Source organism: Rhodoferax aquaticus (genome assembly GCF_006974105.1).
Taxonomy (GTDB): domain Bacteria; phylum Pseudomonadota; class Gammaproteobacteria; order Burkholderiales; family Burkholderiaceae_C; genus Allorhodoferax; species Allorhodoferax aquaticus_A.
Genome location: NZ_CP036282.1, coordinates 1,017,175 through 1,029,564 on the forward strand (window position 1 = coordinate 1,017,175; position 12,390 = coordinate 1,029,564).

The window sequence follows — 12,390 nt, forward strand, 5'->3', positions numbered from 1 at the left end:
CGATGGAACAAGCGCACACAGTAGCGGTCTATCCGGGCACGTTCGACCCGCTGACGGTAGGCCATCTCGATTTAATTCAGCGGGCCGCGGTGCTGTTTGGAACAGTGATCGTGGCGGTTGCAACTGCCCACCACAAGAAGACCTTGTTTTCTTTTGACGAACGTATCGCGCTTGTTACGCAGGAGTTGGCACCATTTCGCAATGTACGCGTCCACGGATTCAGTGGTTTGGTGGTCGAGTTTGCATCTCAGCACAAGGCAAGTGCCATGGTCAGAGGTATTCGCTCGGTGACGGACTATGACTATGAAGCACAGTTGGCGGGTATGAACCGCACACTTTGCTCTGCGGTTGATACCGTCTATCTCAGTGCTGATGCTCGCTACCAAGCTATTTCGAGTACCTTGGTGCGTGAAATCGCGGCCTTGGGGGGCAATGTGGGCGACTTTGTCACGCCGAGTATTCACCAGGCATTGCTACAGAAGTTTCCCAAGGCCCCGTCCCAATCCACTAGGAGTTCATGATGCGTATTCTTCTTCCTGTTGATGGTTCGCTACTAGCCCTAGAAGCTGTGCATTACGTGGTTCGATTGGTCAAAGCAGGACTTAATGCAACAGTGATCCTTGCCAATGTCCAAGAGCCCGCGTCTTTGTACGAGCTAGTGCTTGTGCATGACGCGGAGGCGATTGACCGAGCAAGTGCGCAAGCGGGATTGCATGCTTTGCAAGATGCCTTAGCTTTGCTGCGCGCCGCAGGCATAGACTGTGAATGTGAGGTGGCCAAAGGCGACCCCGCCCACACCTTAATTGAGATATCTGAGCGGTTTGATTGCGATATGGTCGTGATGGGTGCGCGGGGTACCAGTACGTTGAGAAGCGCCATGATGGGCTCCGTGTCCAATGAACTCTTGCACTCCAGTAACGTGCCTGTGGTGGTTGTTAAACCCCAAGAGTAGTGCGGCGTCAGTTGGGGCTTTGGTGCTCTGCGTTGGTCCTCGGTACTGTCAACTGGGATAATCCCATTATGCGCCCCCATTATTTCTTTTCGTTTTCACGGTCTATGGATTCGTCATGGCACTAACCATTACCGATGAATGCATCAATTGCGACGTCTGCGAGCCCGAGTGCCCCAATGAGGCCATCTATATGGGCACCGCAATCTATGAAATCGACCCGAACAAATGCACAGAATGCGTCGGGCATTTCGATGAACCGCAGTGTGTTCAGGTCTGTCCGGTCTCTTGTATACCCATCCATCCCGAGTTTGTGGAGGCTAAAGAAACCCTGTGGGAAAAATACCGCCGCTTGCAGCAAGCGCAGCCCCCGTCGCCACCATCTGTTTGAGCATTGGCTAGTCGGTCACTGATTGGGAGTTAAGGCTTAGGGCGCTTAGGTGGTTTTTCGGCGCTGGCAGTGAAGAACTCCGGAGCGTTCTTTTTATTTGTTTTTGCCTTTGCCTTGGTGCCTTTTAGCTTGTCCTTAGACCCGCTTTTCGCCTTGGCTTTGGCATTACCGGAAGTTTGTTCCGGTTTTTCAGATAAAGCTTCTTCCGCCAAGCGCTTTTTCTCTAAGCTCTGGGCTTGTATCCAGTTTTTTTCGGTAGCGACTTGTGCATGTCTAGCTTGTTCGGGCGTGCGCGCATCTTTTGCTTCTACGAGTTCACTACCGGGGCAAGGCAATTCACTGTAAGCGTTACCGCACTTATACACATTTGTGGCCACGGCGCTTGTAGAATAAGCGCTACAAGCTATAAAAAACATAGCGAATGTTTTGCACATTGAGTTCGACCCCACGATGCTGTTAACCGTCATGTTGGGTTTTTGCTGGTGGTCTCAACCACTTCTTGGGCAGCGGCTGCGGGCACCGCAGGCAGGGTCTGCCTAGGGGGCTTAGGCCGAGCGGGTTTGCTGGTGTGAATCTTCAATGTTGCTTTGGCTATGTCCCCAGCTAAGAGGTCTGGAAGCGCCAACACAGTGCGATCAATACACTGCGCAATGGCAATGCGGTGGTCTAGGCTGGGCTTTTTCAGTACCCAGTGGACCACTTCCGCCTTAACGCCCGGGTGTCCTACTCCTAGGCGTAAACGCCAATAGGCATCGGTGCCGAGCTGCGCGTGGATATCGCGTAGACCATTGTGGCCAGCATGGCTGCCACCTAGCTTTAGTTTGGCTTCCCCTGGCGCAATGTCAAGCTCATCATGAACCACCAAAACTTCGTCTGGAGCAATCTTGAAAAATTTGGCCAAGGCAGCGACTGATTTACCCGAGAGATTCATAAAGGTCTGGGGCGCCAAGAGCCAAACCGGTTGGCCTTGTACCATGGTCCTTCCGGCCAAACCGTAGTAGCCCTTTTCTGGTTGTAAAGTTACCTTGAGCTGCTGCGCCGCAGTGTGAAGCCACCAGAAGCCCGCGTTATGGCGTGTCTCTTCATACTCGGGACCAGGGTTACCTAAGCCAACCAATAATTTAATCATGTGAAATGAAATGTAGACACTGACATCACGCGTAAGATGTTATGCCATTTTCCCAAGGCACCAATGAAAACGGCCCACCTAGGTGGGCCGTTTTACCATCCGCTAGCGCAGATTACTTCTTGGCAGCTTTACCACCCTTAGCGCCGGCCTTGCCAGCAGGTGCGGCTTCCACAGGTGCAGCGACTTCAACGGCCAACGGCACAACAGACACCAACACGGGGTTCTTGTTGCCACCGCGGGATACGGCTGTCACGCCCTTTGGCAGAGTGATGTTGGCCAAGTGCAAAGAAGCCCCCTTCTTTAGTCCGCTCAGGTCCACAGCCACGAATTCTGGCAAGTCTGTGGGCAAGCACAACACTTCGATTTCGGTGACGACGTGGTTAGCCAAGCAGTTGTCTGTCTTCACTGCGGGGGAGTTTTCTTCGCCGCTGTAATGCAATGGCACTTTCATGTGCAGCTTGGTGTTCGCATCGACGCGTTGGAAGTCGATGTGCAAAATCAGTTGTTTGAAGGGGTGCATTTGCACGTTGCGCAGCAGAACCTTGCTGTCAACACCATTCAGTTCCATGTCCAATACGGACGCGTGGAACGCTTCCTTCTTGAGGGCGTGCCACAAAGCATTGTGGTCGATTTCAATGGCCAAAGGTTCGGCAGAACCACCATAGACGATACCGGGTGTACGGCCGGAAATGCGGAGACGGCGGCTCGCACCCGTGCCCTGCTTAGCGCGCTCAAAAGCGACAAATTTCATAACTTACTCCAGAAGGAGTCCACCGCGACCAGTGTGACTCCGGTTTAAAAAGACGCCGACTTACACAAATGCGACGTCAACTTTTGGTCTCGATCAGAACAAATTGTCCTGGTCTGAGAACAAACTCATCACAGACTCACCCTTGGCAATGCGTTGTATGGTTTCACCAATCAACGGAGCCACGGTAAGTTGGCGAATTTTGCTGCATGCGATGGCAGCACTGCTGAGAGGAATCGTATTGGTTACGACAACCTCATCCAATGCACCGCCGTTAGCGATGCGCTCTATGGCGGGGCCGGAAAAAATAGGGTGTGTGCAATACGCATAAACCTTCTTAGCGCCACGCTCTTTCAGGACTTCAGCTGCCTTAACCAATGTTCCAGCAGTGTCAATCATGTCATCCATGATCACGCAGTTGCGACCTTCAATTTCGCCGATCACGTGCATGACTTCACTGACGTTAGCCCGTGGACGGCGCTTGTCAATAATGGCCAAGTCACATCCTAGTTGCTTGGCTAAAGCTCGTGCACGCACAACACCGCCAACATCAGGAGAAACAACGATCAAATCTTCGTAGTTCTTTTGACGTAGATCTCCCAGCAATACGGGAGACGCATAGATGTTATCTACGGGAATGTCGAAAAATCCTTGGATTTGGTCCGCATGCAAATCCATGGTCAAAACACGAGCAACACCCACAGTTTGAAGCATATTCGCCACTACTTTTGCGGTAATGGGGACACGGCTTGAACGAGGCCTACGGTCTTGGCGCGCGTATCCGAAATAGGGAATCACTGCGCTGATCCGCTCTGCGGATGCACGCTTCAGTGCGTCCACCATGATGAGCAGTTCCATGAGGTTTTCATTGGTCGGCGCACATGTACTTTGCACCACAAACACATCCCGTGCCCGCACGTTCTGGTTGATCTCGACGGTAACTTCCCCATCGGAAAAACGGCCGACAGTCGCAGAACCCAATGAAATTCCAAGATGACGTGCAATATCTGCCGCCATGCCAGGATTGGCATTGCCAGTGAAAACCATGAAATCAGGGGGGGTAGGTGCCTGCATGTGAGTTCCAGCGAAGAGAGTGGGTTTATGCCTGTACTATGCAAGTGCTGTTTCCGGCACCTTCCGGCTAACAGATTTGGCAGGGGAAGAAGGATTCGAACCTTCGCATGCTGGAATCAAAATCCAGTGCCTTAACCAACTTGGCGATTCCCCTACACGGGTTGGCAGCTAACAGCTACCCACCTATAAACCATCTCTGGTTGCCCATCCATATAAAGGATGAACTTCCAATACATTACAAATTCTCGCTTGCGTCCCGCTTGGCGCGCCACACAAGTCAACTTCGCTCAATGAATGTGCAAATACAGCACTTCCAGACCCAGTCATCTTTGCATTTAAGCCCTTGGAGGCTAGCCACGAAATTGTTCGTGTAATGCTCGGACACAGCTTTTCGGCTACGGCCTGCAAGTCATTCTGGCCGTAGCCAAAAGCATCTGCAGCGAAGCCTGAAATTATAGCAGGCTCTGTATCGCGTTTCAAAGAACAATCTGAAAAAATTTTTTGAGTCTCTAGTCCTTCCTCTGGCTTCGCCACTGCAAACTGCCCGTTGGGTAGGTCGATGGATGTCAATTGCTCGCCAATGCCTTCTACCCAAGCATGGGTGCCATGCAAAAAGAAGGGTATGTCGGCACCAAGGGACAGGCCAATTTGGTGCAATGTTGAAAGTGGGAGATCTAAACCCCATAGCTTGTTCAATGCCAAAAGGGTGGACGCAGCATCAGACGATCCACCGCCCATGCCCGCTTGGGCGGGTATAGATTTTTCTATGCCGATATGGGCGCCCAAGGGGCAATGGCTGTGTTGCTGCAAAGCTTTGGCAGCGCGAATGATTAAGTCATCTGCTGGCAAAGGCGAGCTTAAGTCTTCTCGGCTAATGTGGCCATCCGCTCTCACATCGATGTGCAGCGTGTCGCTCCAGTCGATTAGCATAAAGACTGATTGCAGCAGGTGATAGCCATCTGCGCGCCGCCCTGTGATGTGTAAAAACAAATTGAGTTTGGCGGGGGCGGGAATGTCGTAAAGCGACTGCATGAACGTGCGTTGTTACTGCGATAAGGGATTAGTCAGAGCTTAGGATTATCTTTAGTTCAGCGGTGGTGGCGATCACGCGTCTGGCTTGAATACGCATGTTTTGGTAGTTGCTCAGGTCTGTTTGCCATCCTTCGGCAGAAGTGTCTAAACCCTGCACCCAGTCAAACAGTTGGGCCACGGGCAAAGGGGTCCCTGTTGCATGCAGAACCAACGCCTCCAAAGAGTCAAACTGTTGGGTCGATCCCTGCGCAGTTAGCTGCGCTCCTGCTGGCGACCAATTCAACGCAGCCAGTACGTTGCCCAGGGGCGAGTTCAGCCGCAGTGCGCCTTTGTCTTTGTTGCCTTCCAACTCAAAATCGGCTGTTAGAGACGTCGGGGGCGTGTTGTGCACGGTGAGCGACAAGCGCCCTTGCCAGTACGGCGTGTCGGTGCTTGTTTTAAGCTTGTTTGTTGCGGTGCTGGCGCAGCCTGATAGAAGCACAGTCACCCACAGAATACAGGTGCAAGCCAACGCGCGTGAGATCGTGCGCATAAGCTCTAGGGCTTCAGTCGCTTCATGGTTTCGAGCAAAGTCTCATTCTCGGCATTCAAGCCAAGGCCCTTTGTCCACACCTCTTGGGCCTCAGTTTGTTGCCCCATGCTCCACAAAACTTCACCTAAATGCGCGGCAATTTCAGCGTCCGGTTTTGCGGCAAACGCTTGCCGCAGCAGTCTCAATGCTTCCTGAGAGCGCCCGCTTCTAAACTCGGCCCAAGCTAAGCTGTCTACGATGTAGGGATCAAGTGGCGCAAACGCTAAGGCTTTTTTGATGAGTGCAATGGCTTCTGGCAGTCGTATGTTTCTGTCTGCAAGCGAATAGCCTAGGGCGTTGTACGCATAGTGGGCGTCCGGCTTTGCGGCAATTACGCCACGAAGTAGGCGCTCCATTTCGTCCAGCGCACCTATCTTTTCCGCAACCATTGCCTTGTCGTAGGCCAAATCAGTATCTCCGGGGAAGCGTGCCAACGCATCGCCAAGCAACTGATGCGCTTCTTGAAAGCGCTTGTGGTCCCGCAATAGTTGGACTTCCGCATTGAGCTTCATTCGTGCGTCTTCCGGCTGTGACTCGGGTAGATTGCGAATTAGAGCGCGTGCCTCATCCACTTTGCCTTGCCGCGCAAGTAAGCTTGCTTTGCGCGTCTGAATTCGAGCGATGTCTTGGCTACTCTTGATTTTTTGCAAGAACTGGAGCCCTGCATCGTACTGTTGCTTGCGCTCCTCGATTTCCGCCAACAAAAGGTAGGCCTGAACCAAGCCGCGAGGTGTTTCCTCTGTTCCTTTGAGAGTTGGGATAAGTAAATCGACGTACTTCTTCAGTGATGCTTCCGCCTGGGTATGGCGTTTGTCTTGCAATTCAAGCGATCCACGTACAAGCCACCCGTCCCCATAGTCCGGATGTTTGCCAGTAAGCAACAGCATTTGCGCGTATGCGTCCGGGTAACGCTGCGCATCCAACAGTTTCCGTGTGTAGGCCATGCGCATGTCTGCAGTCGGGCTTCCTGCCAAGTAGGTTTTTACGATGGCCTCAGCGGCGGGCCTATCCGGGCTGATCAGATTCAGAGCCAAGGCAGCAGGCTCTTCGGACATTGGGTTGAGCTTCGCTGCATTTTTGGCTGCCTGCAACGCGCCCTCTGAGTCAGACGCTATCAAACGCATTTGTCCTATAACCGCCCAAGCTAAAGGGCCGGTTTCCACATGGCTCAGCTCGGATTGCAGTGCTTGCTCCACGGTAGTGGTCGCAGCTTTCTTATCCGTCGCACGTGCGAAGTAGCGAGGTATCAGCGCGATGGCGACTAGCTTGTCGCGCACGGACGCAACTGCAACCTCTTTTTTGAGTGGCTCTAGTGCTTCTGGAATACGGTTCAGTCCAATCAGAATCTGAATGACATAGCGATTGGCTTCGCGGGAGGCAGGAAACGCTTTGGCCCATGCCTGCGACGCCATAAGCGCGGACGGGCCATTGCGCGCACTAAGCGATAAGCCAACCGCGCGCTCATACAACTGTTCAGAGTTGGCGCGGCGGGCCGCATCCAGCATTAATGAAAAAGCCGAATCAATGTCTCCACTCTCTGCGCTCAACTCGCTCACCAAGAGCTGGTGGAATAGAACGGCGCTCAAATTTGAGTTCTTGACTTCTGGTGGTTTCTGCAGAGCTTGCGCATAGGCGCAGCTGGCTACAAGCAGCCCCAGTGTGAAGCCCATCAGGCGTTTGATTCTGTACATCAAGCCATAATAATCCAACTACATGGACGACACACTGCATGCCCGAATTACCTGAAGTTGAAGTCACTCGCTTGACCCTGGTTGCAGGTATTCGTGGCGCCAAGGTGCAGGCCCTTTACTTGGGGAAACCACTTCGCTGGCCGTTGAATTGCCCCACCGACGATTTGATTGGGCGGCGAATCCTCGGCGTGCGCAGGCGTGGCAAATACTTGTTGTTTGACTTGGAGCATGGGCTACTGCTTGTGCATTTGGGTATGTCTGGCAGTCTGTCATTTGCAACCACACTGCCGGCACGCGGACCTCATGACCATTTTGAGCTGCTCACAGACCAGGGCACTTTGCGCTTGCATGACCCACGCCGATTTGGCGCGGTGGTGTACGCAGATGCCGAGTCAGCGCCCATCGCGCAGAAGCTTCTTGGCAAATTGGGTATGGAGCCTTTGGGTGATGGTTTCCTCTCGTCAGACTTTGTGGGCGGACTCAAGCGCCGCAATTCGCCCATTAAGCAAGTACTGTTGGCTGGTGACCTTGTGGTCGGGGTTGGCAATATCTACGCTTCTGAAGTTTTGTTTATGGCAGGTATACGGCCCAGTACAAAAGCTTCGACACTCAGTCGACCCAAAGTCTTGCGCTTGCACCATGCGATTCAACAGGTGTTAGCGCGGGCAGTCGAGCTAGGGGGCACAACTCTGAAAGACTTTTCAAACGCACACGGCGATTTAGGGCACTTCCAGCACGAAACTATGGTGTACGGACGCCAAGGCTTGCCGTGCAAGGTCTGCAACTCAGAGGTTCGGATGATTCGTCAAGGTCAACGCTCCACCTATTTTTGCCCCACTTGCCAAAAGCGATGAGGCCCAAACGGGGCGGAATGCTATATTGAAGGATTCCGTGGGGGACTCTTGGCTACATCATTCAACGAACAATTTGACCAACTCGGCACTTGGCGGCGCGAGTTTGCGCTCCGTCTAAAGCTGCTAGCTGAGTGGATGAAGGACCACGATCTGCTGGACGCAGGCGTGGAAGAGCGGTTGCGCCGTTTGGAAACCCAGGTGCGCTCCGATAAGGTAATGGTTGCGTTTGTGGCGGAGTTTTCGCGCGGCAAATCCGAGATGATTAATGCGGTGTTTTTTGCCGGATATGGCCGTCGCATCATGCCCGCCAGCGCTGGGCGCACGACGATGTGCCCCACAGAAATGGGTTACGACGCAGATGTACCACCCTGTTTACGACTTTTACCGATAGAAACACGTTTGCAGCCACAGGCACTCATGGAGTGGCGAATGGCCCCGGAAAAATGGGTGCGCTTTGACTTGGATGTCAATAATCCACAGCATTTAGCAAAGTCGCTTGAGAAAGTGGCAGAGACAATCAAGGTTACCCAAGACGAAGCGCGCTCGCTTGGGTTTTGGCATAACCAGTCGCCACAAGACAACCCCATGGTGGACGCTCACGGCATGGTGGAAGTTCCGCGTTGGCGTCATGCGTTGATCAACATTGCGCACCCTTTGTTAAAGCAAGGGTTGGTGATTTTGGATACCCCGGGCTTGAATGCCATTGGCGCTGAACCAGAGTTGACGGTCAGCCTCATTCCCCAGGCACATGCCGTGGTCTTTATTTTGGGAGCAGACACCGGAGTTACCAAATCCGATTTGTCTATTTGGCGTGAGCATTTGATCACCGAATCTAGCGAGGCGGATACACGCTTGGTGGTGCTTAACAAGATCGACACTATGTGGGATGCGCTTAGCACCCCGCAGCAAATTGACTCTGAAATTGAGCGTCAAAAGGCATCCACTGCACAGATTCTGGAAATCGCGCAGGACCATGTCATCGCAGTGTCGGCACAAAAAGGATTGGTTGCCAAAGTCACCAAAGACGATGAGCTTTTGCAACAGAGTTGTTTGCTTCAGCTGGAGGATGCACTTGGCAATGGCATCATGGGGCGCAGGCAAAAAATCTTGAGTCAAGCGATGGCGGATGGCATCAAGGCTTTGCGCCAAGAAACAGGCCGGGTTATCAACATTCGCAAGCGTGATTTGAACGAGCAGACCTTGGAGCTCAAAGGCTTGCAAGGGAAAAATGCCACCGTCATCAAAAACATGCGCGCACGCATTGCTGACGAGCAAAGCGAGTTCGACGTGGGCGGTGCGAAGATTCATGCGGTTCGGTCTGTGCACTTGAAACTCTTGCGAGAAGTTTTTCTGCTTCTAGGGTCCAGCGTGCTGAAACGAGAAATGGCCGAGTTGACCATCGTGCTGACTCAAAAGGGCCTCAAAATTGGCGCCAAGAAAGCCTATGGGGATACTTTTGAGAAGCTGCGTGCCAATCTCAAGACGGTGCAGAGCATCGTTGCTGAAATTCAATCGATGTTGAATGCCTCATTTCGCCAGCTCAATGCGGAGTACGGCTTGTCTTTGCAAGCACCTAGTGAGCCCCAAGTCTCGGGGGTCATTGCAGAGTTAGACATGATCGAACGCAACCATTTGCAGTACTTGGGCGTGGGTAATGCCTTTAAGCTGGCTCAGGTGGAGTTTTCTGACCGATTGGTCCGCGCACTCTCTACCCGTGTGCGCAGCGTGCACGAGTCAGCTCTGGCTGAAGTTGAGCTGTGGAGCAAAACGGCCGCAGCACAACTCGATGCCCAAATGCGCGAACGTCGGCGCAATTTCACGCGCCGCATCGAGGCTATTGACCGGATTCAGCAAGCCTCCGGTGGTTTGGAAGATCGCATTGTTGAAATTGACCAGCAGGTCCATACCCTGAGTCAACTAGACGTCAAACTCACTGAGCTAACGTCTTACTTAATTGCCGCACACGACAGTGCAAGGCAATTGGCCCCCTCAGCTTGAGTACGCCTATGGAGTCGGGTGTGTTCGCCAGCGCAGTGGTGGCATGGCAAGCTGTGCATGGTCGAAACAGCTTGCCTTGGCAGAACACCCAAGACCCCTACCGGGTGTGGTTGTCAGAGATCATGCTGCAGCAGACCCAAGTGGTCACCGTCAAGGACTACTTTGCACGGTTTTTGGCGCGATTCCCCACGGTGCAAACATTGGCCGAAGCCAGTTTGGACGAGGTGTTGGGCTTGTGGAGTGGCCTTGGCTACTACAGCCGGGCCAGAAATCTGCACCGTTGCGCCCAAGACGTGATGCACCTGCATGGCGGTAGTTTTCCAAGTTCCGCCGCTGTCCTCGTCACGTTGCCCGGCATCGGGCGTTCTACGGCGGCGGCCATTGCTTCTTTGTGTTTTGGCGAGCGTGTTGCCATCATGGACGCCAATGTCAAGCGCGTGCTGACCCGCGCGCTCGGGTTTGATTCGGACCTAGCCTCGGCGCGCAACGAACGCACGCTGTGGGACCTAGCGGAGACGCTGTTGCCAGCGCAAGCCGAAAATGCCCAAGCCATGCCCCGCTATACCCAAGGCATGATGGATTTGGGTGCAACAGTGTGCACCCCCAAAAAACCGCAGTGTTTGCTCTGCCCGGTCAACCGGTTTTGCATGGCGGCCAAAGCTGGAAACCCAGAGGTTTATCCCGTTCGCACACGTAAACTAAAGCGCTCAACGCAGTCGCTTTGGCTGCTCTGGGTGCACACGGCGGACATGGCGGTGGCACTCTCTCAGCGGCCGACACCGGGCGTGTGGGCGGGTTTGTATTGCCTTCCTCTGTTTGACAGTGAAGCCGAGCTATTGGCAGCGGTGCCGGAGCATTTGCAACGGCAACTGCATCCAGCGCCCGTGTTCACCCATGTGCTGACCCATAAAGATTTGCACATGCACCCATGGTCTTTAACTGTGGCTCAGCCAGACTGGAAACCCCAAGACAGCCAATGGATGGCGCGAGACACCTGGGAGGCCATGGGCCTGCCGGCCCCCATCCGCAAACTGCTGTCACCGCTGGCAAGCTAATGCACCTGCAAAGCGTCCATTTCACGGTGGCGTTTTAGTGTGACCCACTGCGTCTCAAATTGAGCAGCCAACTGCTCCACCAAATACACAGACCTGTGCTGACCGCCCGTACAGCCAATGGCCACGGTGACGTAGCTGCGATGGTCTTTGGCAATAGCGCCCAACCAGTGCTCCAAGAACTGGGCAATGTGCTGCTGCATGACGCCTACTTCGGTTTGCGCACGTAAGTAGTCGGCAACGGCAGGGTCTTTGCCCGTCAGGCGCTTGAGTTCGGCCTCGTAATGGGGGTTCGGCAGCATGCGAACATCAAATACATAGTCGGCGTCGGTGGGCACACCGCGTTTAAACGCAAAGGACTCAAATACCAACGTTAATTGGTCTCCCGGGGTCGCAATCAGTGTTTTGACATAGCCTTGCAGTTGCGCCGCGCGAATGATGCTGGAGTCAATGACATGGGCCTGTTCGCGCAGCACAGCCAAAAGCTCACGCTCCAGCTCTATCGCGTCCATCAGCGCGCGCCGATCATCGTCTTGAGGCATCCGCGTGTCCACCTGCGAGAGTGGGTGCTTGCGCCGTGTCTCTGAGTACCGGCGGACTAGAGTTTCGGTAGCCGCGTCTAGAAAAATGAGCTTAACCACCACACCTTGTGCCCGCAGGGCCTCAAGCTGCTTGGGAACGATGGGGAGGGAAGTCGCACTGCGTACATCCATGGCAATGGCCAAGTGTCTGACTTGATGTTGCCGCTCAAGTTCAACAAACGGCATCAAGAGCTCGGGTGGCAGATTGTCCACACAGTAAAAGCCTGCGTCTTCGAGGGCGTGCAGGGCGACCGATTTGCCCGAGCCAGACATTCCCGTGATCAGCACGATCTCCATCGACATACCCCTTTAGTTGTGAA

At 53.7% G+C, this 12,390-nt stretch carries 14 protein-coding genes and 1 tRNA gene; 6 read left to right on the forward strand and 9 right to left on the reverse strand.

Features of this window, described 5'->3' with window-relative positions:
• The first annotated feature begins 2 nt into the window (after nt 1–2).
• From coaD to EXZ61_RS04815, 3 genes are all read left to right on the forward strand, one after another.
• Nucleotides 3–521: a pantetheine-phosphate adenylyltransferase gene (gene coaD, locus EXZ61_RS04805; RefSeq protein WP_142809544.1), complete on the forward strand. Its 519-nt coding sequence runs from the start codon at nt 3–5 to the stop codon at nt 519–521.
• Complete coding sequence (locus EXZ61_RS04810; protein WP_142809546.1) at nt 518–952, forward strand: universal stress protein; 435 nt, start codon at nt 518–520, stop codon at nt 950–952. The genes coaD and EXZ61_RS04810 overlap by 4 nt, the downstream gene beginning before the upstream one ends.
• A 115-nt stretch (nt 953–1,067) precedes the next feature.
• Entirely contained in the window at nt 1,068–1,340 is a 273-nt protein-coding gene (locus EXZ61_RS04815; RefSeq protein WP_142809548.1) for a YfhL family 4Fe-4S dicluster ferredoxin, read from the forward strand.
• Between the two features lie 29 nt (nt 1,341–1,369).
• On the opposite strand, the gene EXZ61_RS04820 is transcribed toward EXZ61_RS04815, so the two are convergent.
• The 8 genes from EXZ61_RS04820 to EXZ61_RS04855 all read right to left on the reverse strand — a co-directional run bounded on the left by EXZ61_RS04820 (nt 1,370) and on the right by EXZ61_RS04855 (nt 7,585).
• The gene (locus tag EXZ61_RS04820; protein ID WP_142809550.1) at nt 1,370–1,807 is read right to left on the reverse strand and encodes a hypothetical protein; all 438 of its coding nucleotides are present in this window, start codon (nt 1,805–1,807) and stop codon (nt 1,370–1,372) included.
• A complete protein-coding gene (gene pth, locus EXZ61_RS04825) occupies nt 1,804–2,469 on the reverse strand; it encodes an aminoacyl-tRNA hydrolase (RefSeq protein ID WP_142809552.1) in 666 nt (221 codons plus the stop codon). The genes EXZ61_RS04820 and pth overlap by 4 nt, the downstream gene beginning before the upstream one ends.
• Nucleotides 2,470–2,581: 112 nt before the next feature.
• On the reverse strand, nt 2,582–3,220 hold the full coding sequence (locus EXZ61_RS04830) for a 50S ribosomal protein L25/general stress protein Ctc (RefSeq protein WP_142809554.1): 639 nt from the start codon (nt 3,218–3,220) through the stop codon (nt 2,582–2,584).
• A 93-nt stretch (nt 3,221–3,313) separates the two neighbouring features.
• The gene (locus tag EXZ61_RS04835; RefSeq protein ID WP_142809557.1) at nt 3,314–4,291 is read right to left on the reverse strand and encodes a ribose-phosphate pyrophosphokinase; all 978 of its coding nucleotides are present in this window, start codon (nt 4,289–4,291) and stop codon (nt 3,314–3,316) included.
• A gap of 77 nt (nt 4,292–4,368) precedes the next feature.
• A tRNA-Gln gene (locus EXZ61_RS04840) sits at nt 4,369–4,445 on the reverse strand.
• A 29-nt stretch (nt 4,446–4,474) separates the two neighbouring features.
• Nucleotides 4,475–5,323, reverse strand: coding sequence for a 4-(cytidine 5'-diphospho)-2-C-methyl-D-erythritol kinase (ispE, locus tag EXZ61_RS04845; protein WP_142809560.1), 849 nt, complete (start codon nt 5,321–5,323; stop codon nt 4,475–4,477).
• A gap of 28 nt (nt 5,324–5,351) precedes the next feature.
• Complete coding sequence (locus EXZ61_RS04850; RefSeq protein WP_142809561.1) at nt 5,352–5,855, reverse strand: outer membrane lipoprotein LolB; 504 nt, start codon at nt 5,853–5,855, stop codon at nt 5,352–5,354.
• Between the two features lie 5 nt (nt 5,856–5,860).
• A complete protein-coding gene (locus EXZ61_RS04855) occupies nt 5,861–7,585 on the reverse strand; it encodes a tetratricopeptide repeat protein (RefSeq protein ID WP_142809563.1) in 1,725 nt (574 codons plus the stop codon).
• 38 nt (nt 7,586–7,623) lie between these two features.
• Here EXZ61_RS04855 and mutM point away from each other — a divergent pair, with 38 nt between their 5' ends.
• Genes mutM through mutY form a run of 3 tightly spaced genes read left to right on the forward strand, consistent with a single transcriptional unit; the run spans nt 7,624 to nt 11,492 of the window.
• Nucleotides 7,624–8,439 carry a bifunctional DNA-formamidopyrimidine glycosylase/DNA-(apurinic or apyrimidinic site) lyase gene (gene mutM / locus EXZ61_RS04860; RefSeq protein WP_142809565.1) on the forward strand — a complete coding sequence of 272 codons (816 nt, stop codon included), beginning with the start codon at nt 7,624–7,626 and terminating at the stop codon, nt 8,437–8,439.
• Between the two features lie 48 nt (nt 8,440–8,487).
• Nucleotides 8,488–10,437: a dynamin family protein gene (locus tag EXZ61_RS04865; protein WP_142809567.1), complete on the forward strand. Its 1,950-nt coding sequence runs from the start codon at nt 8,488–8,490 to the stop codon at nt 10,435–10,437.
• Nucleotides 10,438–10,445: 8 nt separating this feature from the next.
• On the forward strand, nt 10,446–11,492 hold the full coding sequence (gene mutY, locus EXZ61_RS04870) for an A/G-specific adenine glycosylase (RefSeq protein WP_142814107.1): 1,047 nt from the start codon (nt 10,446–10,448) through the stop codon (nt 11,490–11,492).
• On the opposite strand, the gene rapZ is transcribed toward mutY, so the two are convergent.
• Nucleotides 11,489–12,373, reverse strand: a complete 885-nt coding sequence (gene rapZ, locus EXZ61_RS04875) for an RNase adapter RapZ (protein WP_142809569.1) — start codon at nt 12,371–12,373, stop codon at nt 11,489–11,491. The genes mutY and rapZ overlap by 4 nt on opposite strands.
• Between the last annotated feature and the right edge of the window lie 17 nt (nt 12,374–12,390).